General features: G+C 61.2%; 21 protein-coding genes. 13 read left to right on the forward strand and 8 right to left on the reverse strand.

Going from position 1 to position 25,632, the window contains the following annotated elements; translation table 11 throughout:
- Positions 1-4: 4 nt before the first annotated feature.
- Positions 5-2,491 carry a translation initiation factor IF-2 gene (gene infB / locus FDT80_RS10235; RefSeq protein ID WP_138662181.1) on the forward strand — a complete coding sequence of 829 codons (2,487 nt, stop codon included), beginning with the start codon at positions 5-7 and terminating at the stop codon, positions 2,489-2,491.
- 51 nt (positions 2,492-2,542) lie between these two features.
- Here the strand turns inward: infB and FDT80_RS18885 are convergent, their stop codons facing one another.
- From FDT80_RS18885 to FDT80_RS10250, 4 genes are all read right to left on the reverse strand, one after another.
- A complete protein-coding gene (locus FDT80_RS18885; protein ID WP_170311843.1) occupies positions 2,543-2,707 on the reverse strand; it encodes a hypothetical protein in 165 nt (54 codons plus the stop codon).
- Between the two features lie 113 nt (positions 2,708-2,820).
- A complete protein-coding gene (locus FDT80_RS10240) occupies positions 2,821-3,219 on the reverse strand; it encodes a (deoxy)nucleoside triphosphate pyrophosphohydrolase (protein ID WP_138662182.1) in 399 nt (132 codons plus the stop codon).
- A 3-nt stretch (positions 3,220-3,222) separates the two neighbouring features.
- Entirely contained in the window at positions 3,223-4,449 is a 1,227-nt protein-coding gene (argJ, locus tag FDT80_RS10245) for a bifunctional glutamate N-acetyltransferase/amino-acid acetyltransferase ArgJ (protein WP_138662183.1), read from the reverse strand.
- 5 nt (positions 4,450-4,454) lie between these two features.
- Entirely contained in the window at positions 4,455-5,306 is an 852-nt protein-coding gene (locus FDT80_RS10250; RefSeq protein WP_138662184.1) for a peptidylprolyl isomerase, read from the reverse strand.
- A 172-nt stretch (positions 5,307-5,478) separates the two neighbouring features.
- Here FDT80_RS10250 and secA point away from each other — a divergent pair, with 172 nt between their 5' ends.
- The 3 genes from secA (at position 5,479) to FDT80_RS10265 (ending at position 10,999) form a co-directional block, all read left to right on the forward strand.
- Positions 5,479-8,175, forward strand: a complete 2,697-nt coding sequence (gene secA / locus FDT80_RS10255) for a preprotein translocase subunit SecA (RefSeq protein WP_138662185.1) — start codon at positions 5,479-5,481, stop codon at positions 8,173-8,175.
- A 251-nt stretch (positions 8,176-8,426) separates the two neighbouring features.
- A complete protein-coding gene (locus FDT80_RS10260; protein ID WP_138662186.1) occupies positions 8,427-9,419 on the forward strand; it encodes a hypothetical protein in 993 nt (330 codons plus the stop codon).
- 20 nt (positions 9,420-9,439) lie between these two features.
- On the forward strand, positions 9,440-10,999 hold the full coding sequence (locus tag FDT80_RS10265) for a substrate-binding domain-containing protein (protein ID WP_138662187.1): 1,560 nt from the start codon (positions 9,440-9,442) through the stop codon (positions 10,997-10,999).
- Here FDT80_RS10265 and radC read toward each other — a convergent pair.
- The 3 genes from radC to dnaK all read right to left on the reverse strand — a co-directional run bounded on the left by radC (position 10,996) and on the right by dnaK (position 15,005).
- Positions 10,996-11,757, reverse strand: a complete 762-nt coding sequence (gene radC / locus FDT80_RS10270; protein ID WP_138662188.1) for a RadC family protein — start codon at positions 11,755-11,757, stop codon at positions 10,996-10,998. The genes FDT80_RS10265 and radC overlap by 4 nt on opposite strands.
- A 114-nt stretch (positions 11,758-11,871) precedes the next feature.
- Positions 11,872-13,020 (reverse strand): molecular chaperone DnaJ, encoded by a 1,149-nt coding sequence (dnaJ, locus tag FDT80_RS10275; protein WP_138662189.1) that lies wholly within the window; start codon positions 13,018-13,020, stop codon positions 11,872-11,874.
- 74 nt (positions 13,021-13,094) lie between these two features.
- Positions 13,095-15,005: a molecular chaperone DnaK gene (gene dnaK / locus FDT80_RS10280; RefSeq protein ID WP_138662190.1), complete on the reverse strand. Its 1,911-nt coding sequence runs from the start codon at positions 15,003-15,005 to the stop codon at positions 13,095-13,097.
- 210 nt (positions 15,006-15,215) lie between these two features.
- Here dnaK and FDT80_RS10285 point away from each other — a divergent pair, with 210 nt between their 5' ends.
- Positions 15,216-15,818, forward strand: coding sequence for an alpha-ketoglutarate-dependent dioxygenase AlkB family protein (locus tag FDT80_RS10285; protein ID WP_138662191.1), 603 nt, complete (start codon positions 15,216-15,218; stop codon positions 15,816-15,818).
- 53 nt (positions 15,819-15,871) lie between these two features.
- Here the strand turns inward: FDT80_RS10285 and FDT80_RS10290 are convergent, their stop codons facing one another.
- The gene (locus FDT80_RS10290; RefSeq protein ID WP_138662192.1) at positions 15,872-16,696 is read right to left on the reverse strand and encodes an ABC transporter permease; all 825 of its coding nucleotides are present in this window, start codon (positions 16,694-16,696) and stop codon (positions 15,872-15,874) included.
- Between the two features lie 113 nt (positions 16,697-16,809).
- On the opposite strand from FDT80_RS10290, the gene cysQ reads away from it, so the two are divergent.
- The 8 genes from cysQ (at position 16,810) to FDT80_RS10330 (ending at position 25,632) form a co-directional block, all read left to right on the forward strand.
- Entirely contained in the window at positions 16,810-17,607 is a 798-nt protein-coding gene (gene cysQ / locus FDT80_RS10295) for a 3'(2'),5'-bisphosphate nucleotidase CysQ (RefSeq protein WP_138662193.1), read from the forward strand.
- Positions 17,607-18,407 (forward strand): 3-deoxy-manno-octulosonate cytidylyltransferase, encoded by an 801-nt coding sequence (locus tag FDT80_RS10300; RefSeq protein ID WP_138662194.1) that lies wholly within the window; start codon positions 17,607-17,609, stop codon positions 18,405-18,407. Before cysQ ends, FDT80_RS10300 begins: the two co-directional genes overlap by 1 nt.
- Positions 18,404-19,636 (forward strand): glycosyltransferase family 2 protein, encoded by a 1,233-nt coding sequence (locus FDT80_RS10305; RefSeq protein WP_138662195.1) that lies wholly within the window; start codon positions 18,404-18,406, stop codon positions 19,634-19,636. Before FDT80_RS10300 ends, FDT80_RS10305 begins: the two co-directional genes overlap by 4 nt.
- 148 nt (positions 19,637-19,784) lie before the next feature.
- Positions 19,785-20,678: a UTP--glucose-1-phosphate uridylyltransferase GalU gene (gene galU, locus FDT80_RS10310; RefSeq protein WP_138662577.1), complete on the forward strand. Its 894-nt coding sequence runs from the start codon at positions 19,785-19,787 to the stop codon at positions 20,676-20,678.
- Between the two features lie 21 nt (positions 20,679-20,699).
- Positions 20,700-21,683 (forward strand): UDP-glucose 4-epimerase GalE, encoded by a 984-nt coding sequence (galE, locus tag FDT80_RS10315; RefSeq protein WP_138662196.1) that lies wholly within the window; start codon positions 20,700-20,702, stop codon positions 21,681-21,683.
- A gap of 334 nt (positions 21,684-22,017) precedes the next feature.
- The gene (locus FDT80_RS10320; RefSeq protein ID WP_246039920.1) at positions 22,018-22,884 is read left to right on the forward strand and encodes a glycosyltransferase family 4 protein; all 867 of its coding nucleotides are present in this window, start codon (positions 22,018-22,020) and stop codon (positions 22,882-22,884) included.
- A gap of 43 nt (positions 22,885-22,927) precedes the next feature.
- Positions 22,928-23,938, forward strand: a complete 1,011-nt coding sequence (locus FDT80_RS10325) for a glycosyltransferase family 2 protein (RefSeq protein ID WP_138662198.1) — start codon at positions 22,928-22,930, stop codon at positions 23,936-23,938.
- Positions 23,935-25,632, forward strand: a complete 1,698-nt coding sequence (locus FDT80_RS10330; protein ID WP_138662199.1) for a DUF5927 domain-containing protein — start codon at positions 23,935-23,937, stop codon at positions 25,630-25,632. The genes FDT80_RS10325 and FDT80_RS10330 overlap by 4 nt, the downstream gene beginning before the upstream one ends.

Consider the following 25,632-nt stretch of genomic DNA (forward strand, 5'->3'; position numbering starts at 1 on the left):
CTACATGAGCGATACTGACGGCAAGAAAACATTGGGTCTGCGCGGTGGCGCGCGTCCGGGCAACGTGAAACAGAGTTTCAGCCACGGACGGACCAAGAACGTCGTGGTCGAAACCAAACGCAAGCGCGTTGTGGTTCCCAAAGCCGATGCGTCGAAGCAAGCCGGTGGCGGTGCAAAGCCAAAGCCGGCAATGGGTGATCCGTCGCGACGCCCCGCAGGCATCACCGATGCCGAGATGGAACGCCGCCTGAAAGCCGTTCAGGCCGCCAAGGCCCGTGAAAGCGAAGAGGCCGCGGAACGCGAAGCCGAGGAAAAGGCGCGCGCCGAAGATCGTGAGCGCCGCCGGGCCGAGCAGGAAGCCAAGGATGCCGAAGAGCGTGAGCGCGAAGAAAGCCTGAAGGCGAAAGCCGAAGAGGACGAGCGGCGCAAACAGGAAGCCGAAGCCGCCGCCCAGGCGGCAGCGGCCCCTGCGGAAGAGCCCGCCGTCGCCCGCCCGTCCAGCAGCAAGGCCGCTCCGCAAGCGCCCGCACGCAAGACAGAGCGCGACCGCGAAGATACCAACAAGCGCAACAAGGGCGGCGAAGACAACCGCCGCTCTGGCAAGCTGACGCTCAACCAGGCGCTGGCCGGTGGCGAAGGCGGGCGTCAGCGGTCGATGGCCGCGATGAAACGCAAGCAGGAACGCGCACGTCAAAAGGCGATGGGCGGATCGGTCGAGCGTGAAAAGGTCGTGCGCGACGTTCAGTTGCCCGAAGCGATCGTGGTGTCCGAATTGGCCAATCGCATGGCGGAGCGCGTTGGCGAAGTCGTCAAGGCGCTGATGAACAACGGCATGATGGTGACGCAGAACGAAACCATCGATGCGGATACTGCCGAGCTGATCATCGAGGAATTCGGCCACAAGGTCGTGCGTGTGTCCGATGCCGACGTGGAAGACGTGATCAAGGAGATCGAAGACGATCCCAAGGATTTGCAGCCGCGTCCCCCGGTCATCACGATCATGGGCCACGTGGACCACGGCAAGACGTCGCTGTTGGATGCGATCCGTAACGCCAAGGTCGTTGCGGGCGAAGCAGGCGGGATCACGCAGCACATCGGTGCCTATCAGGTGACGACAGATGGCGGCCAGGTGCTGAGCTTTCTCGACACACCCGGCCACGCGGCGTTCACGTCGATGCGGTCGCGCGGTGCGCATGTAACCGATATCGTGGTTCTGGTGGTGGCCGCCGACGACGCGGTGATGCCGCAGACGATCGAGGCGATCAATCACGCAAAAGCGGCCAAGGTGCCGATGATCGTTGCCATCAACAAGATCGATAAGCCTGCGGCCAACCCCGACAAGGTGCGGACCGATCTTTTGCAGCACGAAGTGATCGTCGAAAAGATGTCCGGCGAAGTGCAGGACGTCGAGGTGTCCGCCACCACCGGTCAGGGGCTTGATGATCTGCTCGAGGCGATTGCACTGCAGTCGGAATTGCTTGAACTGAAAGCGAACCCGAACCGGGCCGCGATCGGTGCAGTGATCGAAGCGCAGCTTGACGTGGGCCGTGGCCCCGTTGCGACGGTCCTGATCCAGAACGGTACGCTTCGTCAGGGCGACATCTTTGTCGTGGGCGAACAATACGGCAAGGTCCGCGCGCTGATCAACGATCAGGGCGAGCGCGTCAAGGAAGCCGGACCATCGGTCCCGGTCGAGGTGCTTGGCCTGAATGGTACGCCGGAGGCAGGCGATGTTTTGAATGTCACCGGAACCGAGGCCCAGGCGCGCGAGATCGCGGAATACCGGGCCAACGCCGCGCGCGACAAACGCGCCGCTGCCGGTGCCGCGACAACGCTTGAGCAGCTGATGGCGAACGCCAAGGCCGATGAAAGCGTCAACGAACTGCCCATCCTTGTCAAAGCTGACGTGCAAGGCTCTGCCGAAGCGATCGTTCAGGCGATGGAAAAGATCGGCAACGAAGAGGTGCGCGTGCGCGTGCTTCACTCGGGCGTGGGTGCCATCACGGAAACCGACGTCGGCCTTGCCGAAGCGTCGGGCGCCCCGATCATGGGCTTCAACGTTCGTGCGAATGCATCCGCGCGCAACACGGCCAACCAGAAAGGCGTCGAAATCCGGTACTATTCGGTGATCTACGATCTTGTGGATGACGTCAAAGCGGCGGCTTCGGGTCTGCTTAGCAACGAGATCCGCGAAACCTTCATCGGGTATGCGTCGATCAAGGAAGTGTTCAAGGTCACCGGCGTCGGCAAGGTCGCGGGCTGTCTTGTCACCGAAGGCGTCGCGCGCCGCAGTGCGGGTGTTCGTCTGCTGCGTGACGATGTGGTCATCCACGAAGGGACGCTCAAGACGCTCAAGCGCTTCAAGGACGAAGTGGCCGAGGTTCAGTCAGGCCAAGAGTGTGGCATGGCGTTCGAGAATTACGATGACATTCGCCCCGGCGACGTGATCGAAATCTTCGAACGTGAAGAGGTCACGCGGACGCTGAAGTAAATTTTCCTGACCGCAGGAAGAAAAGGGGACAGCAAGCTGCTGTCCCCTTTTTCATATCGTCAGCATGCTGTCAGGATGTGGTTGACGTGCTGAAACGACCGGAGAGCCGGCATAAACCGTCTGATCCACTTTCACGGCGATGCGCCCATCGGGCAGATCGCCCAGATATGTGCCTTGCACCGAAACGCAGCTTCCCAGTGTAATGGTTCTCAGCATGTCTCATCCTCCCCCGAGATAGTGACATGCCTACTGTTACGCGGGCGACATTCGCCTGTCACGTGTATTGTGCACGAAATCCCGCCACCATAACCTAAGTGCGGACACCCCGCTTACAGCCAATCGCGCAAAATCGGGATCAGCGGGATATCGGCCGCTGGCATGGGATAGTCACGCAACGCATTGGGCCGGACCCATTTCAGGGACTGGTTTTCGCGCGACATCGGCGTTCCCTCCCATTTGCGACAGGCAAACAGTGGCATAAGCAGATGAAATTCGTCGTAGCTGTGGCTTGCGAATGTCAGTGGCGCAAGGCACGACGCCCAGGTGTTGATGCCCAGCTCTTCCTCAAGCTCGCGGATCAGGGCGGCTTCGGGGGTCTCGCCCGGTTCGACCTTGCCGCCGGGAAATTCCCAAAGCCCGGCCATCGATTTCCCCTCGGGCCGCTGCGCAAGCAGCACACGGCCATCCACGTCGATCAGGGCGACGGCAGACACAAGAACGGTTTTCATGGCCTACGACCGATAATCGGCATTGATGTCGATGTACCCATGGGTCAGATCGCATGTCCAGACGGTGGCCTGCCCCGATCCGATTCCGATATCGACGCCAATCACCAGGTTTTGCGCTTTCATGTGGGCCGCGGCATCGTCTTCGTTGTAATTGGGGCTGCGCCAGCCGTTTTCCGCGACGACGATATCGCCGAACCGGATCGACAGGGTGTCACGATCGGCGGCAGCGCCGGATTTTCCGACCGCCATGACGATCCGGCCCCAGTTGGCGTCCTCTCCGGCGATCGCGGTCTTGACCAGCGGCGAGTTGGCGATCGACATTGCATGCGTATGTGCATCTTTGTCCGACGCGGCACCGGTGACTTGGATTTCAACGAACTTCGTCGCGCCCTCTCCATCGCGAACGACCTGATGGGCCAGATCGCGCATGACGTCGTGGACCGCTGTGGCAAAACCCGCGCTGCCGGTCACATCGACGCCAGAGGCGCCCGTGGCCGCCATAAGCAGAGTGTCGGATGTGGAGGTATCGCTATCGACCGTGATGCAGTTGAAGGTCCTGTCGGTGCCCGCGCTGACAATGGATTGCAGCTCGGTCTGGTCGATCCGGGCGTCGGTGAACAGATAGACCAGCATCGTGGCCATATCCGGCGCGATCATGCCCGAGCCCTTGGCGATCCCTGCGATAGAGACCGTCTTGCCGTCGATATCGACCGACGCCGCAGCGCCTTTGGGAAAGGTGTCGGTGGTCATGATAGCATGTGCGGCGGCTTCGATCCCGCCGGCATCAAGCGCCGTGGTCAGGCCGGTCAGGCTTTCGGTGATCCGCTCGTACGGCAGCGGTTCGCCGATCACCCCGGTGGAGGATGTGAACACACGGTTTTGCGGCACGCCGCAGGCCTTGGACACAGCGGCGGTGATGGCGTCCACCGCCTGGACTCCGCCTTTGCCGGTGAACGCGTTGGAATTTCCCGAATTCACCAGAATGGCTGCCGCATCGTCCGATGGGCCGCCGATCTTGGCTTCGCAATCGAGCACCGGCGCGCTGCGGGTTGCGGACCGCGTAAACGTGCCCGCGATTGTCGTGCCGGGGATGAGATGCGCCAGCATGACGTCCGTGCGGCCCTGATACCGCACCCCCGCCGCAATCGTGGAAAAGGTCACGCCGTCGATCACCGGAAGATCCGGAAACCGCGCCGGCGCGAGCGGAGACAGGGCGGAGGTTTTTGCCATATGCGTCAGTCCAGAAGATCGAGGTTCTTGAGCAGCGATTGGTCGATGCCTTCGGCGCCGCTGCGATCAACATCCGCCGCGGCTGTCACGGCGTCAATTGTTTCCTGAACGGCGGCCTTGCTGACCTCTCCCTCAAGCTCGGCGCGCACGGCGTCCAGCGCGGGCACATCGGCCTTGCGGGTTTCGTTCAGCTTGATCACATGCCAGCCGAACTGCGTCTCGACCGGATCAGATACCGTTCCCGGCTCCAGCGCGATGGTCGCCGCCTCGAAGGAGGGCACCATCATGCCGGGACCGAACCACCCCAGCGACCCGCCGCCAGGCCCGGACGGACCGGTGGATTTGTCGCGGGCCAATTGCGCGAAATCCGCCCCGCCGTCCAGTTCGGCCTTGATCGTCTTTGCCTCTTCCTCGCTTTCGACCAGGATATGCGACGCGTTGTATTCCTCTGTCGGTTCGGCTTCGGCATATTTCGCGTCATAGGCGGCCTTGATCGCCTCTTCGGTGACGGCGGATTTCAACGCGCTTTCCACAACCTCGCCGGCGATCAGGGATCGACGTTCGTTTTCCAGCGACAGCGCGACACGCGGCGGCAGATCGCCGTCAAAGGATTGCGACAACGCGGTCTGCTGAACCAGTTGGTCGAGGATGCCTTTGAAGAGCACCTCGTCGGGCAGTTGCTGATACTGCTCGGGCAGGGTGGCACGGGCGATGATCATGTGCCCCAGCGTGATTTCGGTGCCGTTCACCGTGGCCACGACGGTCTGCGCATCGGGCGTTTCGTCCTGCGCGGCGACAGGGGTTGTCAGGCTGACGGCAAGCGCGGCACAGGCGAGAATCTTGAGGTGTTTATGCATGAATCGGTCCTATGGGTTGGTCACGACGGGGCGCAACATTGACACGGTATGACGCGGACCTTACATCGCCCTATGGGCGCGGCGAGGGCCGGTGTTCCCACTCTACTTATGGGCTGTGTCCGATACGGGCAAGCAGATCGGCCCAATCAACTAATCTTCGGCTGGAGAACGCATGCTGGGTATCGGAACAATCGCCAAAAAGGTCTTTGGGACACCAAACGATCGCAAGATAAAGGCGACCCGCCCGTTGATCGACCAGATCAATGCGCTTGAGCCCGATTTCGAGGCACTCAGCGACGAGGGGCTGAAGGAAAAGACGGAAGAGTTCAAGCGCCGCGCCATAGACGGAGAGGCGCTGGACGATCTTTTGCCGGAAGCCTTTGCCAACTGCCGCGAAGCCGCGCGCCGCGCGCTTGGCCTGCGCGCCTTCGACACGCAGCTCATGGGGGCGATCTTTTTGCACCAGGGCAACATTGCCGAGCAAAAGACCGGTGAGGGAAAGACCCTGACCGCGACGTTTGCCGCGTATCTCAACGCGTTGACCGGCAAGGGTGTGCACATCGTCACCGTCAACGAATACCTGGCGAAACGCGATGCGGATTGGATGGGCAAGGTGTTCGCGACGCTTGGCCTTACGACCGGCGTCGCCTGGAGCGGGCAAACCGAAGACGACAAGCGCGCGGCTTATGCCTGTGACATCACATACGCCACCAACAACGAACTTGGCTTTGACTATCTGCGCGACAACATGAAGTCCGAATTGAGCCAGATTTTTCACCGCTATCACAACTTTGCCATCGTCGACGAAGTCGACAGCATCCTGATCGACGAGGCGCGCACGCCGCTTATCATCTCGGGTCCGTCCACCGACCGGTCCGATATGTATCTGACCATCGACAAGCTGATCCCCGAACTTTCCGAAGACCACTTCGAACTCGACGAGAAAACCCGAAACGTGACCTTTACCGAAGAGGGAAACGAATACCTCGAAGATCTTTTGCGGGCGCACGGGCTGCTGGAAGAGGGTGCGTCGCTTTACGATCCCGAAAGCACGACCATCGTTCACCACATCAACCAGGGCCTGCGGGCGCATAAACTGTTTCTGCGCGACAAGGACTATATCGTACGCGACGGCGAGGTGATGCTGATCGACGAATTCACCGGCCGCATGATGGCGGGCCGGCGGTTGTCCGACGGCCTGCACCAGGCGATCGAGGCCAAGGAGGGGCTTGATATCAAGCCCGAGAACGTCACCCTCGCATCGGTGACATTCCAGAACTATTTCCGCCTTTACGACAAGCTGGCGGGCATGACCGGCACCGCACTGACCGAGGCCGAGGAATTTGGCCAGATCTATGGTCTTGGCGTGATCGAGGTGCCGACCAACCGCCCCATCGCGCGTGTCGACGAAGACGATCAGGTGTACCGCACCGCGCGCGAGAAATACGAGGCGATGATCGTCCAGATCAAGAAAAGCCACGAAAAGGGGCAGCCTGCGTTGGTGGGCACCACGTCCATCGAGAAGTCGGAGATGCTCAGCAAGATGCTGGCCGCCGAAGGTATTCCGCACAATGTTCTGAACGCGCGCCAGCACGAACAGGAAGCGCAGATCGTCGCCGATGCCGGCAAGCTGGGCGCGGTGACCATCGCGACCAATATGGCCGGGCGCGGCACCGACATCCAACTGGGCGGCAACGTCGATCTTCAGGTGCTCGAGGCGCTGGACAAGAACCCCGATGCCGACCCCAAGGCGCTGCGCGCCCAGATCGAGGCGGAGCATGCGGAAGAGAAGCAAAAGGTGATCGAGGCGGGCGGCTTGTACGTTCTGGCCTCCGAGCGTCACGAGAGCCGCCGGATCGACAACCAGTTGCGCGGTCGTTCCGGCCGTCAGGGCGATCCGGGCCGGTCGTCCTTCTACCTGAGCCTCGAGGACGATCTGATGCGCATTTTCGGGTCAGACAGGCTGGAAAAGGTGTTGACGACGCTTGGCCTCAAGGAAGGCGAAGCGATCGTTCACCCCTGGGTCAACAAGTCGCTCGAACGCGCGCAGGCCAAGGTCGAAGGCCGAAACTTCGATATCCGCAAGCAGCTTTTGAAATTCGACGACGTGATGAACGAACAGCGCAAGGTGGTGTTTTCCCAGCGGCGCGACATCATGGAAGCCGCGGACCTTAACGAGATCGTCACCGACATGCGTCATCAGGTCATCGACGACATGATCGACACCTACATGCCACCCAACACCTATGCCGACCAATGGGATACCGAAGGCATGTATGCCGCCGTGATCGAGCAGCTTGGCGTCGATGTTCCGGTGATGCAGTGGGCGCAGGAGGAAGGCGTCGACGAAGACGTGATGCGTGAGCGCCTGATCGAGGCGACAGACAAGATGATGGCGGAGAAAACCGAGGCCTTCGGCGCCGAAAACATGCGAAACATCGAAAAGCAGATGCTGTTGCAGGCAATCGACGGCAAGTGGCGTGATCACTTGCTGACGCTTGAGCATTTGCGGTCGGTGGTCGGTTTCCGCGGTTACGCGCAACGCGACCCTCTGAACGAATACAAGAACGAATCCTTCCAGTTGTTCGAGACGATGCTCGACAGTCTGCGCGAGGACGTCACCCAGAAGTTGTCACAGATCCGTCCTATGACCGAGGACGAGCGCCGGCAGATGATCGACGAGATGAAAGCCCAGCAAGCCAAGATGCAGGAAGCCGCGCAGGCGGCGACCTCGCCCGACGAGGTATCGGAAGACGCAGTTGCGGGCTTTGATGAAAATGATCCGGCGACATGGGGCAACCCGGGCCGAAACGATTCCTGTCCCTGCGGATCGGGCAAAAAATTCAAGCACTGCCACGGACGGCTGTAACGCCGATCCGGGCGACCTCGCGGTGTTTCTCGCTCGTCCCACGACCTGATTGGGGCAGTCCCGACGCCGCGGTTTTCGCGACAGGGTAGCGTGTTCATTGGCAAATCTTCGCGCGGCCGGTCGCCCGGGGATGTGTCAACAACAAGGCGCTGCCCGGTTCTTGCCCGAAAGACTCCCCCCGTTCGCCACATCCCGGCCCCGATTCATTGCGACAGGTTAGCTTGACGCAATGCGTGGAAGGAACGGGATCAATGTCACATCGCAAGGAAATCCTGACGGCTGCCGGCACGTTGGCCTGTGCCATCGGGATCGGTTTCGTGATGCAAAGCGGAGATGCCGCCAACAGCCGATATGGGTCTGACGCCACCGCGATAGCGGTATCGCCGGCGAACGCGCCTGTTCTGTTGCAAGGCGAAGCGATGCTCGAAGTCGAAGGCATCACGCTGACCTCTGCCGGAGTGCAGGGGGTATCGGAATTGCCGGTGTTCGACGATCCGGTCAAAACCGTGGCAGCGCCCTCCAGCCGATTGCCCGCACCCGATGTTCCAGAGCGTGCCCCGTCACCCGATTGCCAGGTCAGCGCAACAGCAGATGTCGCCGAGGCGGCAATGGTCGATCTGGTGCTGTCCGCGCCATGCCTGCCGAACGAACGCGTCACCGTCCATCACAGTGGCATGATGTTCACCGAAACGACTTCTGCCAACGGCAAGATGACGGCAAAGGTTCCCGCGCTCGACAAGGACGCGGTTTTTGTCATGGCGTTCTCGAACGGTGATGGTGCCGTGGCACAGGCCTCGGTTGATACCCTCGCGCTTTTCAATCGTGTTGTGTTGCAATGGAAGGGCGATAGCGGGTTTCAAATTCATGCACGCGAATTCGGCGCCGGCTACGGCGACAAAGGGCATGTCTGGTCCGGTGCGGATGGCAAAGCCGACTCCATCATCAATGGTGAAACCGGGTTCCTGACCCAGCATGGCGATATGTCCGCGCCCGATCCCCTGCTTGCCGAGGTCTACAGCTTTCCGATTGCGGCCAATACATCCTTTGGCACCGTCGAACTGAGCGTCGAGGCAGAGGTGACGCCCGGAAACTGCGGTCAGGAAATCGAAGCGCAGTCGCTTGAGCTGCGCAGTGACAGCATCAGGACGCAGGATCTGATCTTGTCGGTGCCCGATTGCGATGCGATCGGGAACTTTCTGGTGTTGAATAATCTGCTCCAAGACCTGAAAGTCGCCGGCAACTAACGCCGGGTCGAGGTCTCCTTATGAGCTTGAAACGTGCGGCGGTTTTCGTCGCACTTTTTCTTTTTGCGGGCTGGCGCGTGGCGCTGGCACAGGATGTCACCCTGACGTCGCGTGACGGGCGTGTCGAACTCAATGGCACGCTTTTGGGGTTCGACGGCGAATTCTATAGGGTCGAGACGCTTTATGGCGAGTTGACGGTCGACGGGTCCGGCGTTCTTTGCGAGGGCCCCGGTTGCCCTGATCTCGTTGATTTCGTGGCAGATGTGGCGTTGTCCGGGTCGGCCACGATGGGCGCGGTTCTGATGCCCGCCCTGGTCGAAGGGTTTGCCCAGCGCAACGGTTATGTCGTGGCCCGCGAGCCCGTGGATGCCACGCATTTCACCTATACCCTGACCGACAAGCGCACCGGCAAGATGGCCGCCCGATTTCGGTTTCGCGTCACGAACACCGACGAGGGATTTGCCGATCTGCTGGTCAACGAGGCGGATCTCGTGATGGCCCTGCGGGAAATCCGGCCCGAAGAACGCGCCCGCGCCCGCGATGCGGGAATGGGGGACCTGACCGGCAGCAACCGAAGCCGGGTTCTGGCCCTTGATGCGATGGTGCCGATCGTGTCCCCCGGCAACCCCGTGCGGTCTATTTCGCCGCTGGATCTGGCGCGCGTCTTTGCCGGGGACATCGACAATTGGACCGATCTGGGCGGTCCCGACGCTCCGATCACGCGGCATGCGCCCGATGCCGGGTCCGGACTGGGGCAGGCGCTGGTCGATCAGGTGCTGACGCCGGCCAAGCTGGCCCTGACAAGCGACATCATTTCGCATCGGACCGGACCGGCGGTGGCGGATGCTGTGGCCAAGGACCCCTTTGCGATTGGGCTGGCAAGTTATGCCGAGACCGGAAATGCGTCGGTTCTGACACTGACCGGGAACTGCACGTTTTCGATGATGGCATCCCGGCGCAGCATCAAGACAGAGGACTATCCTTTGACCGCGCCGATGTTTCTGTATCTGCCGGCACGGCGATTGCCGGCGATTGCCCGCGAATTTCTGGCCTATACGCGCGATCCCTCGGCCCAGATCGTTATCCGGCGCGCCGGGTTCGTCGATCAGGCCCCCGAAGAAGTGCCGGTGGATGAGCAGGGCAACCGCTTTGCCAACGCGATCACCGCGGCGGGGGTCGAGACCACGCTGGAGGAATTGCAGCGCATGACGGCCACGCTGACACCGATGGCGCGGCTGACGACATCGTTCCGGTTCGAGGCGGGATCGATCAGGCTGGATGCGCAATCGCGGTCCAACGTGCAGCAATTGGCCCGCGCGTTGGAGCAGGGGCGGTACGACGCGCGGCGTATCCTGTTCGTCGGTTTCAGCGATGGTGAAGGTCCGGCGGATGCCAACCGTGACATTGCCCTGCGCCGCGCCGAGGCGGTTCAGCGCGCAGTCGTGCGCGCCGCGGAAGCCGCCAATCTGGACCGTGTGAAGCTTGAGACGGATGCCTTTGGCGAAGCGATGCCGATGGCCTGCGACGACAGCGCATGGGGCCGTCAGGCCAATCGCCGGGTCGAGGTCTGGGTGCGCTAAAGATACCCTTCGCTGCGAAAGCTCATCTCGCGCGATTTTCCGATGATCAGATGATCGTGCAGCGTCAGACCCAGGGCGAGGCAGGCGGCGTTGATCTGATCCGTCATGGTGATGTCCGATTGTGACGGTGTCGGATCGCCCGATGGATGGTTGTGCACCAGAATGATCGCGCTGGCATTCAGTTCCAGCGCGCGTTTGGCAACCTCGCGGGGATAGACGGGCACGTGATCAACGGTGCCCTTTGCCTGTTCCTCGTCCGCGATGACAACATTCTTGCGATCGAGGTAAAGCACGCGGAACTGTTCCGTCTCGCGGTGGGCCATCGTGGTGTGGCAATAATCCAGGAGGGCGTCCCAGCTGGACAGAACGTGCTGGCGCAGCACCTTGGAACGGGCAAGCCGGTGCGCGGCGGCCTCGATGATCTTCAACTCGCAGATCACGGAATCGCCAACGCCGGACACATCGCGCAAACGGCTTTCGGGCGCGGTCAGAACGCGATTGAAGTCGCCGAAATGGTCCAGCAACGCCCGTGCCAGCGGCTTTACATCCCGTCGGGGAATAGCGCGGAACAACACAAGCTCCAGCAATTCGTAGTCCGGCATGGCGGCCGCACCGCCTGCCATGAAACGCGCGCGCAGGCGTTGGCGATGGTCCGCGATGTAGGAGGGTGGCTTGCCGGATGGCAGCGCCACGGGCTCGGCCTCGTCCAACAGGAAGGGCAGTGTCGGGTCCGCAAAGGCTTTGGGGTTTGCGCTCATACCACCAAGGTGCCGGTGGCTTGGTTGATATTTGGTTAATGACTGCGCGCAGACGTGAAAAAGGGCTGGGAACATGCCCCGCCCTGTACCTGTTTCACATGATGGCAGGCCCGCTTAGCCCTTCATGCTGTCCCAAAAGGATTTGACGGACGAGAAGAAGCTGGTGCCTTCGGGGTTGTTGTTCTCGGACAGTTCGTCGAACTCCTGCAGCAGTTCCTTTTGCCGTGCAGTCAGGTTGACCGGTGTTTCCACGGCAAGTTCGATGAACATATCACCGGCACCGCCGCCGCGCAGGGCGGGCATGCCCTTGCCCCGCAGTCGCATCTGACGGCCCGACTGGCTGCCCGCCGGGATCTGGACGCGGCCACGACCGCCGTCAATCGTGGGGACTTCGATGCTGCCGCCCAGTGCGGCCTTGGCGATGGACACCGGGACGCGGCAGAACAGGCTGGCGCCGTCGCGCTCAAAAAGCGCATGCTGCGCGACCTCGATGAAGATATACAGGTCGCCCGACGGACCGCCGCGCATCCCGGCTTCGCCTTCGCCGGCAAGCCGGATACGCGTCCCGGTCTCGACACCGGGCGGGATGTTCACCGACAGCGCGCGGTCCTTTTCGACCCGTCCGGCACCGCGGCAAGTGGTGCAGGGGTTCTTGATGATCTGGCCCAGCCCTGAACAGGTCGGACAGGTCCGCTCGACCGTGAAGAAGCCTTGTTGCGCACGGACCTTGCCCATGCCGGAGCATGTGGGGCAGGTGGTCGGTTCCGCGCCGCCCTCGGCCCCTGAGCCCGAACAGGACGAACAGGCCACGGAGGTCGGTACGTTGATTGTCTTTTGCAGGCCGGAGTAGGCCTCTTCGAGCGTGACACGCAGGTTATAGCGCAGGTCGGCCCCGCGCGCGGCACGGCGACCGCCGCCGCGCTGCTGGCCACCCATGAAGTCACCGAACAGGTCGTCGAACACATCCGAAAACGCAGACGAAAAATCGCCCTGACCGCCGCCAAAGCCGCCACCGGGCCGCCCGCCGCCCATACCGCCTTCAAAGGCCGCATGACCATACCGATCGTAGGCCGCCTTTTTCTCGGCGTCCTTGAGGATTTCATACGCCTCGTTGGCTTCCTTGAACTGGGCTTCGGCCTTGGGGTTGTCGGAATTGCGATCTGGGTGCAGTTCCTTGGCCTTGCCGCGATAGGCCTTTTTGATCTCGTCGGCCGAGGCACCTTTGCCGATGCCAAGGACTTCGTAAAAATCACGTTTCGACATGGATTACTTTCCCCTTTGGAACGTAATGGGCCGACCCGGTGTGGGCCGGCCCTGTCATTGGTTCCGGGTACCGTTTACGCGCGCTTGTCGTCGTCAAGGTCCTCGAACTCGGCATCGACGATATCATCGTCTTCACCGCGCGGTTCATCCGCCGCTTTCGGGGCTTCTTCGCCTTCTTCCTGCGCGGACTTGTAAATCGCCTCACCCAGCTTCATCGCGGCTTCGGTGACGTTCTGAATACCCGACTTGATCTTTTCGACGTTGTCGTTCTCCAGCTCGTCCTTCAGCGCGGCAATGGCAAGTTCGATTGCTTCGATCGTGGTCGGATCAACCTTGTCGGAATGCTCCTCCATCGACTTTTCGGTCGAATGGATCAGGCTTTCCGCCTGGTTCTTGGCCTCGATCAGCGCGCGACGCTCCTTGTCGGCCTCGGCGTTTTCCTCGGCGTCCTTGACCATCTTTTCGATGTCCTCCTCGGACAGACCGCCCGACGCCTGGATCGTGATCTTCTGTTCCTTGCCTGTGCCCTTGTCGAGCGCGCCGACCGACACGATGCCGTTGGCGTCGATGTCAAAGGTCACTTCGATCTGGGGCATGCCGCGCGGTGCCGGCGGAATGTTCTCAAGGTTGAAGGCGCCGAGGATCTTGTTGTCGGCCGCCATTTCCCGCTCGCCCTGGAACACCCGGATCGTCACGGCATTCTGGTTGTCCTCGGCGGTCGAGAAGATCTGGCTTTTCTTGGTCGGGATCGTCGTGTTGCGGTCGATCAGGCGGGTGAACACGCCGCCCAGTGTTTCGATACCAAGCGACAGCGGCGTCACGTCGAGCAGCACAACATCCTTGACGTCGCCCTGCAGAACGCCCGCCTGAATGGCGGCGCCCAGGGCCACGACCTCGTCGGGGTTCACACCCTTGTGCGGCTCCTTGCCGAAGAACTTGGTCACTTCCTCGACCACTTTGGGCATGCGGGTCATGCCGCCCACCAGAACGACCTCGTCGATGTCCTTGGCGGACAGGCCCGCATCCTTGAGCGCGGCGGCGCAGGGCTTCATCGAGGCCTTGATCAGATCGCCCACGAGGCTTTCCAGCTTGGAGCGCGTGAGCTTCATCACCATGTGCAGCGGCTGCCCGGTGGAGCCCATCGAGATGAACGGCTGGTTGATCTCGGTCTGGCTCGAGCTCGACAGTTCGATCTTTGCCTTTTCCGCGGCTTCCTTGAGACGCTGCAGCGCCATCTTGTCTTTGGTCAGGTCGACCTGGTGCTCTTTCTTGAACTCGTCAGCGAGATAATTGACGATCCGCATGTCGAAATCTTCGCCGCCAAGGAAAGTGTCGCCGTTGGTCGATTTCACTTCGAACAGGCCGTCGTCGATCTCGAGGATGGTCACGTCGAACGTACCGCCGCCAAGGTCATAGACCGCAATCGTCTGGGTGTCTTTCTTGTCGAGGCCATAGGCCAGTGCGGCCGCAGTCGGCTCGTTGATGATACGCAGCACTTCAAGGCCGGCAATCTTGCCCGCATCCTTGGTCGCCTGACGCTGGGCGTCGTTGAAATAGGCGGGTACGGTGATCACGGCCTGAGTGACTTCCTCGCCCAGGTAGCTTTCAGCCGTCTCTTTCATCTTGCCGAGAATGAATGCCGAGATCTGGCTTGGCGAATATTTCTCGTCCCGGACCTTGACCCATGCGTCGCCGTTGCCGCCGTCGATGACGGTAAAGGGCATGTTCTTGCGATCCTTGGCCAGATCCGGGTCGTCGAACCGGCGCCCGATCAGGCGCTTGACGCCAAAGATCGTGTTCTCGGGGTTGGTCACGGCTTGCCGCTTGGCGGGCTGGCCGACCAGACGCTCTTCGTCGGTAAAGGCAACGATGGATGGTGTCGTGCGCGCGCCTTCGGCGTTTTCGATCACGCGCGGTTGGCTGCCATCCATGATGGCAATGCAGCTGTTGGTGGTTCCCAGGTCGATACCAATGACTTTGGCCATGTTTTGATCCCTCATCTAAAAAAGGCGATGACACGGAGCAGAGGCCCGTTGTGGCACCCACACCCCGATCTGTTGACACATGGAACGCTCCACTCCATGCGGTTCGGAGGGTATATAAGGACCGGTCGGGACCCCTGCAACCGCTGCAATGACGCTGATATGGGGATTCTTGCGGGAAATTTTCAGGAGTTCGCGACAATGCGGGGGAATATGGCGCCGCTGATGCTGCGGGGGGTGGCGATTCACAAGAGCTATCTGCTGCCGGAGGCGCAGCAGAGCCTTTTCGAGGCGGTGCGCACGGTGGTGCGCGCCGCGCCGTTCTTTCGGCCGACCACGCCGCGCGGCAAGGCGATGTCGGTCCGGATGAGCGCGGCGGGCCGCTACGGGTGGATATCCGACGCGAAAGGATACCGGTATTCACGGACGCACCCCTCTGGCCGGGACTGGCCGGATATCCCGGAACAGGTGCTGACGCTGTGGCGCGAGGTGACCGGATTGGACCGCGCCCCGGAGTGCTGTCTGATCAACTATTACGATGCCGATGCGCGGATGGGTCTGCACCAGGATCGCGACGAAGCCGATTTCGGCTGGCCGGTTGTGTCGGTGAGCCTTGGCGATGACGGTCTGTTTCGCATCGGGAACCTGACGCGCGGCGGCACCACGCAGTCGATCTGGTTGCAATCGGGGGATGTGGCCGTGATGGGCGGTGACGCGCGGCTGGTCTATCACGGCGTGGACAGGATACGCGCGGGGTCATCCAAGCTTTTGCCCAAGGGCGGTCGTATCAACCTTACACTGCGCGTGGTCGAGTAGCCGTTTTCTAGCACAGACCACGGACCGGGAACTTCGAAATTTCCGGCCAGGCTTCAGCGTCGCGCGCCCCAGCTCGCGGAGGCATGACGCCGGGTGTAGAATTCTCCCATCAAGCCGATCATCACCAGCACGAGGCCGATGTAAAACGGGTATTCGATGCTGCTGTAATGCGGGTTGTAGTTGATGAAGGCAAAGCCGCGCGCCTGGTCGATGCAATGAAACAGCGGGTTCCAGTCGAACATCGCCAGCATGAAGCCGGGCAGGGTGTTGGCCACGAACATCTTGCCCGAGGCAATCATGTTCGCACGCTGATAGATCGTCGCAAAGATACCAACCACCGTCGGAAACCAGGGCTTTGCCGCCAGCAGCACCAACCCCAGTGCGCCACCCGTGAACCATGCCAGCAATAGCATGCTGTAGGCCGCAATCGGCTGTTCGATCACGACGGGCGTCAGAACCATGTGATAAATGAACAGGATCAGCAACAGCGACAGAGTCTGGATATAGAGGGTGCCAAGTGCCGCCGACAGGATCGCGATGATCGTGTTCATCGGCGCGTGTTTCATCATCGCGCTGGCGGGCCCTTCGGAGCCAACGACCGAGGCCAGCGTTTTGGTATGCGTCATGTAGAGAAAAATGCCCGACATGATGTAGATCAGAAAGTCGCCCCGGATCGCGGCACCGCGCAGGCCCAGGATTGAAAACATCACGTAGAAAGCCATCACGAACATGATGGCCTGCAACATGTTGACGCCGATCGCGATAAAGGCGTTGTTGTGCGTCTTGCGCACCGAACGCACGATCGAATGATACACCAGCTCCGCCATCGCCAGCGCCGTACCGAAGCCAGTCCGGGGTTTTCGCGTCGGTTGAAACATCTTGCCCGTGCCCTCTTGGGAAATTCAGTGTCGCACGGACTTCTTGCTGTTCCGTTAGTGTCGCACCATAAGGGAGCCAGCTTTTTTATCAACAAAACCGTGGAGTGCGCGGCTTGGATTACCAAAGACTTGTGGCAGTGATGCGCCGGTTGTCGCTAGAGGCGGGGGACGCGATCATGGCGGTCTATGCCTCGGAGGATTTCGACGTGAGGGTCAAGTCCGACGACAGCCCCGTGACGCAGGCCGATGAAACCGCCGATGCGATCATTTCCGCAGGCCTGCGCGCCGCGTTCCCGGATGTGCCGCTTGTCACAGAAGAGCAATCGGCCACGCATTCGCTGGAGGGCGATACGTTCCTGATCGTGGACCCGCTGGATGGCACCAAGGAATTCGTCAACCGGCGCGGCGATTTCACCGTGAACATCGCGCTGGTCGAGGGCGGCATTCCCACGCGCGGCGTGGTCTATGCCCCCGCCAGGGAGCGGATGTTCTTTACCGATGCCCAAGGGCGCGCCGTCGAGGAGGCAGGCCCCTTCGACAAGGAGCGGATCGGAAAGACCAGGGCGGTCTTCGTCTCTGACGTGGATAATTCGGCTCTCATGGTGGTGGCCTCGAAATCGCACCGCGATCAGGCGACCGACGACTACATCGCCAAATATGCCGTCCGCGACATGACCAGCGCCGGATCGTCGCTCAAGTTCTGCCTGATCGCGACCGGCGAGGCGGATCTCTATCCGCGGCTGGGCCGGACGATGGAATGGGACACTGCCGCGGGCGACGCCGTTTTGCGGGGGGCGGGCGGTTCCGTCGTCCGGTTCGACGATCACATGCCGCTCATCTACGGAAAGCCGAATTTCGAAAACCCGTTCTTTATCGCGCTCTCGCCCGGCGTCGAGTTGAAGGCGCCCTGATGTCTGTTTTGATTGCCATTCCTGCGCGATACGCATCGACCCGCTATCCGGGCAAGCCGCTGGCGGATCTGCGCGGTGCCACCGGCAAATCCCAAAGCCTGATCGAACGCAGCTGGCGCGCGGCGATGGCGGTGCAGGGCGTTGACCGGGTCGTGGTGGCCACCGACGATGATCGTATCCGGTACGCCGCCGAAACCTTCGGGGCCGAGGTGGTGATGACCTCGCCCGATTGCGCCAACGGGACCGAGCGCTGCGCCGAAGCGCACGCTGCATTGGGCGGTGGATTCGAGATCGTCGTGAACCTGCAGGGCGACGCGCCTTTGACTCCGCATTGGTTCGTGGAGGATCTGATCGCAGGCCTGCGCGCGGCCCCCGAGGCGGACATCGCCACGCCCGTCCTGCGATGCGACGGCGCCGCGTTGAACAGTCTTTTGTCGGATCGCAAAGCGGGGCGCGTAGGCGGCACAACGGCCGTGTTCGACCGTGCGCACAAGGCGCTTTACTTCTCCAAGGAAGTCGTGCCGTTCACGTCGAAAACCTACCTTGAAGCAGAGCCTACACCGGTCTTTCATCACGTCGGCGTCTATGCCTACCGGCCCGATGCGCTGGCCGCTTATCCGACGTGGCCGGTCGGTCCGCTCGAAGGACTGGAGGGGCTGGAGCAATTGCGCTTCATGGAAAACGGGCGCGGTGTTCTGTGTGTCGAGGTCGAAGCCCGCGGGCGGCAGTTCTGGGAATTGAACAATCCGCAGGACGTTCCCAAGCTGGAGGCGATGATGGCGGAGATGGGTCTGGAATGACCGATTGTGCGGTCAGCGTGGTCGTGGTCAGCCGAGGGCGGCCCGCCGCGTTGACCCGATGCCTGACCGCGTTGACGCAGCAAGACCACCCCCGCTTTGAAATCGTCGTTGTCGCGGATCCGTCCGGGATCGAGGCTGTTGGAAACCTCGACTTTGGGCAGCACCTGAAAACGCTCGAATTCGACCAGCCCAATATTTCCGCCGCCCGCAACAGGGGTATCGAGCAGGCCGCCGGAGAGGTGATCGCCTTTATCGATGACGATGCCGTGGCCGAACCCTCGTGGCTTGGCCATCTGGTCGCGCCGCTGGCGCGCTGCGATGTGGCGGCGACGGGCGGGTTCGTGCGCGGGCGCAACGGCATCAGCCTGCAATGGGGTGCGCGCGTGCTGGATGCGCTGGGCGCGGCCAGGCGGATCGACCTGGACCCGATCCGACCGACCGTCCTGACGCCGCCAACGGGCCATGGGGTCAAGACCGAAGGCACCAACATGGCGGTGCGGCGCGACGCTTTGGTGCGCTTGGGCGGTTTCGATGCGGCGTTCCATTTCTACCTGGATGAAACGGATCTGAACATGCGCTTGGGACAGGCGGGGCTCCGCACGGCGCTGGTGCCACTGGCCGAAGTGCATCACGGATTTGCCCCCAGCCTGCTGCGCCGATCGGATCGTACGCCACGCGACCTGTTCGATATCGGCGCAAGCTGGGCGGTGTTTCAGCGCAAACACGTGCCGGATGTCCTGCACGCGGCGCAGTGGTCCGGATTGCGGCTGGAACAGAGAGATCGACTGGTCCGGCACTTGATCGCGGGCACGCTGGAGCCGCGCGACCTGCGGCGTCTGATGGCGCGGCTGGACGCAGGGTATGATGCAGGACGCGAGCGAACGATTTCCCGCACTCCGATTGCCCGCCACCCTGCTGCGCCCTTCAAGAGGTTTCCGGGTGCGGTGCGCCGCAGCCTGTTGTTCGCAGGGCGTATCTGGTCGCGCAAACGATTGATGTCGCAGGCGGCGGCACAGGTGCGCGCGGGGAATATCGTGACGGTTATCATTCTGTCTCCGACGGCGCTGTTCCACCGGATCTCGTTTCATCCTGACGGTTACTGGCTGCACCAGGGCGGAATGTTCGGCAAAAGCGACCGGTCCGATCCTTTGGTGCGGTTCGTCAGCCATGCAAGGCGCATCGAACGGGAACGCGACAGAGTAGCGCGCCAGCGTTTGCTTGCCGATTGATCTGCTTCAAGTGGCACCGGGCTGACACGGTCTATACGCTAGATCTGAATATTTTGGTGGAATGACGTGCCCTCGGGATGCAAAGCGGCTATGGTTTTCACCAGATCCAGGTTTTTCAATCGCCCAAGGGGCACAGCGCAGGTTCAAGATGAAGAGAAAAGTCACCAAGGCCATTTTTCCTGTTGCCGGCATGGGCACGCGTTTCTTGCCCGCCACGAAGTCGGTCCCCAAGGAAATCATGACTTTGGTGGATCGCCCGTTGATCCAGTACGCCATCGACGAGGCCCGTGCCGCCGGCATCAAGGAGTTCATCTTCGTGACCTCGCGCGGCAAAGGCGCGCTCGAGGATTACTTCGATCACGCACCGCAGCTTGAACAGGAGCTGCGCAAAAAGGGCAAAGAAGACCTTCTGGAGGTTCTCAAGACCACGAACATGGACAGTGGCGCGATCGCGTATATCCGCCAGCACAAGCCGCTTGGTCTGGGCCATGCGGTGTGGTGTGCCCGGCGGCTTGTCGGAAACGAACCCTTTGCCGTGATCCTGCCCGACGATGTGATCGCGGCCGAGAAACCCTGTCTGCAACAGATGGCCGAAGCCTACCAGGAAACCGGTGGCAACATGGTCGCAGCCATGGAAGTGCCACCAGAAAAATCATCTTCTTACGGGATGTTGGACGTGGCCGAGGACATGAAGAACATGGTGCGCGTCAAGGGAATGGTCGAAAAGCCCGCAGCAGGCGAAGCCCCGTCGAACCTCGCGGTGATCGGTCGCTATATTCTTTCACCTACGGTGTTCACCAATCTCAACAGATTGAAATCCGGAGCGGGCGGCGAGATACAGCTGACCGACGCGATCTCCGCCGAGATCGAGCAGGATCGCAGCGTCTATGGGTATCGCTTCAGTGGCCAACGCTTCGATTGCGGCTCTAAATCGGGGTTTTTGCAGGCGACGGTGGCTTTTGGTCTGGCCCGTGACGACCTGCGCGACGATCTGTCAAGCTATCTGCGCGACATCATGGCCACCAACAAAGCAGCAGAATAAGCAGTTTAGGAGAGGGCGGACGTGAACAGCGTACTGGTCACCGGCGGGGCGGGCTATATCGGGTCGCACGCGTGCAAGGCGCTGCGAAACGCGGGGTACGTGCCCGTCACCTACGACAACCTGGTGACCGGATGGCAAGAGGCCGTGAAATTCGGCCCGTTCGAGCATGGCGACTTGTCGGATCGTGCACGCCTGGACGCGGTGTTCAAGCGATACGAACCTGTTGCCGTGATGCATTTCGCGGCCCTGAGCCAGGTCGGCGAAAGCATGGCCGACCCGGGCCGGTACTGGCGCAACAATGTCGGCGGATCGCTGACCCTGATCGAGGCGGCGGCGGCGGCGGGGTGCCTTGATATCGTTTTTTCATCGACCTGCGCGACCTATGGCGATCAGGACAACATCGTGCTGGACGAAGAGAGCCCGCAATATCCCATCAATGCCTACGGCGCATCGAAACGGGCGGTCGAAAACATCCTGACCGATTTCGAAACCGCACACGGGCTTCGGCATGTCATCTTTCGCTACTTCAACGTGGCGGGGGCCGATCCGATGGGCGAGGTCGGCGAATTTCATCAACCCGAGACGCATCTGGTGCCTTTGATGCTGGATGCCATTGATGGAAAACGCGATGAACTGACCATTTTCGGCACCGATTACGACACTCCGGATGGCACCTGTATTCGGGATTACGTGCACGTCTGTGACTTGGTGGATGCGCATGTTCTCGGGTTGAAATGGCTTCTGGACGGTCGCGGCAGCCGGGTGTTCAACCTGGGCACAGGGACCGGATTTTCGGTGCGGGACGTTCTGGCCCATGCCCGCGAGATCACGAACCTCGAGGTGCCCCATCGAGATGGCCCGCGTCGCCCCGGCGATTGCACCAAGCTTGTATCGGGGTCGACCCGCGCGCAGGCGGAATTGGGGTGGTCGCCGCATCGTTCAACCCTGCGCGACATGATAACCGACGCTTGGAGATGGCATCAAACTGGGCACTATAGCCGATAACCCCTGTCCCGCGCGGATGTTGGACCTGACGCGCAGCCTGCGCCGCGCAGGGCGTGTTGCGACCGGCGTGGACCGGGTTGAACGTGCCTATCTAAGGTGTCTGATCGGCCAGGTAGAGCCTGTTTTCGGACTGGTGCGGACAGCCTACGGATACCTTTTGCTGGATCGTGACGGGATGCAGCGGTTTCACGGCGCGCTGAGCGGTGCATCGGGGTGGGGGGCGCGTGACCTGCTGTCGCGCTTGCCGCGGGGCCGCTCGCCAGAGGTGCAAATCGCCGAGGCGAGCCTCCGACGCTGGGCGATCGCGCGGGCGCGTCCGGGTCGTTTGGGGGCGATGTTGCGCGACCATCTTCCTGCCGGAACATTGTATTTCAATGTCGGGCATTCCAATCTGACCGACCGGGTCCTGTCCACCGTCCGTGACCTGCCAGATGCGCGCATCGCTATTTTCGTGCATGATGTGATCCCGCTGGAGTTTCCGCAGTTTCAGCGCCAAGGCACTGTGGCGCCTTTTCGTGACAAATTGCGCCGCGCGTTCGCCCATGCGGATATGCTGATCTACAATTCGCGGGACACCCATGAGCGGGCCGAACGGGCCATGGCCGCCGAGGCGCGGATTCCTCCCGGTGTCGTGGCGCATCTTGGTGTGGATCCGGTCACGCCAGATGCCACCCGATTGCCACCGGAGTTGCCGCCCGCAAGACCCTATTTCATTGCAATAGGCACGATCGAGCCCCGAAAGAATATCGGGTTCCTACTGGATGTCTGGCAGGATCTGGGCGCCGATGCGCCGCCGCTTCTGATCTGTGGCGCACGGGGGTGGAACAACCGCGCGGTGTTCGACCGGTTGGATGCCCTGCCCGTCAATGGCTCCGTTCGGGAACTCGGTGTCATGTCGGATGGCGCGGTTGCGGCGGTGCTGCAGGGGGCATCCGCGCTTGTCTTTCCCAGCCTCGCGGAGGGCTTCGGTCTGCCGCCGGTCGAGGCGGCGCGCCTCCAGATCCCGGTTTTGTGTAATGATTTGCCCGTTTTACGCGAGGTTTTGGGTGACAATGCCGTTTACGCACCTGTGACAGATCGTTATCTGTGGGCAACAAAAGTAAAAAGTATGGCCGCAAAGCCACCGTTCGCCCCGCAAATGCCGCGATTTCAACCTACGACATGGCAAGATCACTTCAAGATCGTGTTAAGGTTAAGATGATAGGCGCAGGCTGACACAGAGCTATTGCGGCAGAGGACAGGGTTTGGGCGTCTGGCAGTCATATCGACTTCGGCTTCAGCGAAAGCGTTGGCGCATCCGTGCGTTCCGCAAGCGTCGCGAACTGAAACAGGTCGCGAACCGGACCGGACAGATCCGGCCCGAAGATATCCTGTTGTTCTCAACCCTGCGCAACGAAAAGGTGCGGCTGCCGTATTTCCTGGAGTATTACCGGGAAATGGGTGTCGGCCATTTCGTCATTGTCGACAATGGAAGCAACGACGGATCACGCGAATATCTGGCCGATCAGCCCGATGTATCGGTGTGGTCGACCAAGGCCAGTTATCGCCGGTCCCGGTTCGGGGTCGATTGGCTGAATTGGCTGCAACGCAAATACGCACACGGGCATTGGACGCTGACGGTCGATCCTGATGAATTCCTGGTCTATCCGTTCTGTGACACGCGCCCCTTGCGGGCGCTGACCGACTGGCTGGATGCATCGTCGATCAAGTCGTTCAGTGCGATGTTGCTGGATATGTACCCCAAGGGGCGGCTGGACGAGCAACCCTATTGCGCAGGGCAGAACCCGATCGAGATCGCGTCATGGTTCGACAGCGGCAATTACTCCATCGCACGCAATCACCTGTTTACGAACCTGTGGATACAAGGTGGGCCGCGGGCACGGGTATTCTTTCGCGAAACGCCGGAAAAGGCGCCGGCGCTGAACAAGGTTCCCTTGGTGAAGTGGGATCGCCGCTACACCTATGTCAGTTCGACCCATATGTTGCTGCCGCGCGGCCTGAACCAGGTGTACGACGAATGGGGCGGGGAAAAAGCGTCTGGCGTGCTCTTGCATGCCAAGTTCCTGAACACGTTCAGCGAAAAGGCCGAGGAAGAGCTGGACCGGGCCCAGCATTATGCCGGGTCGGTTGAATACAAGGCCTATGCCGAAACGCTGAAAGACGATCCGCAGCTTTGGTGCAAGTGGTCCGAAAAATACATCAACTGGCGCCAACTCGAAATTCTGGGGCTCATGTCCAAGGGGAACTGGGCGTGAGCGTCGGAATCGTCATGCTGGTGCATACCGCGCTGGGCCGTGCCGAACAGGTCGCGCGCCATTGGTCGCAGGCCGGGTGCCCTGTGGTGATTCACGTGGACAAGAGCGTCCCCAAGCGCACGCATGACGCGTTTGTCGCGGCGCTGTCGAATGTACCCAACCTTGCGTTCAGCCGGCGCTATCGCTGCGAGTGGGGGACATGGGGTATCGTTTCCGCCTCGCAAGCCGCGTCCGAGCTTATGCTGCACCGGTTCGCCGAGGTGCGGCATGTGTATCTGGCATCCGGGTCCTGCCTGCCGCTGCGCCCGGTGCAGGAACTGATCGACTATCTTGCGGCGCGTCCGCGCACCGATTTCATCGAAAGCGCGACCACCTCCGACGTGCCCTGGACGGTCGGTGGGCTGGACGAGGAACGCTTTACCATGCGGTTCCCGTTTTCGTGGAAGCGGAACAGGTATCTGTTCGACAAGACGGTTCAGATCCAGCGCAAGCTGGGTCTCAAGCGCAAGGTGCCCAACGGGTTGGTGCCGCACATGGGCTCCCAATGGTGGTGTCTGACCCGGCAAACCCTGTCGGCGATCCTGCAGGATCCGGACCGCAGCACTTATGACACCTATTTCCGCCATGTCTGGATTCCCGATGAATCCTATTTTCAGACATTGGCCAGACAATATTCGATCAATATCGAAAGCCGGTCGCTGACCCTGTCCAAGTTCGACTTTCAGGGCAAACCGCACATTTTCTACGACGATCACCTGCAATTGCTGCGCCGGTCGGATTGCTTTGTCGCGCGCAAGATCTGGCCGCATGCGGACCGTCTTTATCAGGCGTTTTTGACCGATGCCGCCGGCGCGATGAAAAAGACAGAGCCCAACCCAGGCAAGATCGACCGGATTTTCGCCAAGGCGGTCGAGCGGCGTACCCGTGGGCGGTCCGGGCTTTATATGCAAAGCCGTTTCCCGAACGAAGATTGGGAAAACGGTGTGACCGCCGCCCCCTATTCCATGTTTCAGGGGTTTTCCGAACTGTTCGAAAACTTTGAACCCTGGCTGGCAAAGGCGACGGGTGCGCGGGTGCATGGGCACCTGTTTGCGCCGGACAAGGTTCAGTTTGCCGATGGTCAGGCCGCGATAAACGGCGCGATCAGCGATAGCGCCATTGCGCGAGATTATAACCCCAGCACGTTTCTGACCAATTTGATCTGGAACACGCGGGGCGAACGGCAGTGCTTTCAATTCGGTCCGGCCGACAACCAGGAAATCAACTGGCGCGTCGCCAAGGATCCGAATGCGCAGGTGTCGGTCATCAGTGGCGCCTGGGCCGTGCCGCTGTTCCGGTCGAACCGGAACTTCATGGACCTGCGCAAGATCGCCGCAACCCTGCAAAAGGTCGAAAGCGAGCACCTGGACGTGCTCAGATCACCTTATACCAAGGCCCGTGTCCGCATCTGGACGATGGCGGAATTCATCGAGGCGCCGATGGAGCCATTGCAAGGTATCCTGGACGAGATCGGTCAATCCAATCTGCGCCGGTTGTCTGAGGCACCCAGAATGGTTGACCTCAAGGGGTTTGGGCAGTTCCTCCAGAACCTCAAGAACCAGGGCATGCATCCCTATCTGATGGGGGATTTCCCGGTCGAACATGGTGCCGTCCCGACGCACAAACCGCCTCGCAAACCCTATCTGGTGCAATAA

This window comes from Sulfitobacter sabulilitoris (genome assembly GCF_005887615.1).
Classification (GTDB): domain Bacteria; phylum Pseudomonadota; class Alphaproteobacteria; order Rhodobacterales; family Rhodobacteraceae; genus Sulfitobacter_E; species Sulfitobacter_E sabulilitoris.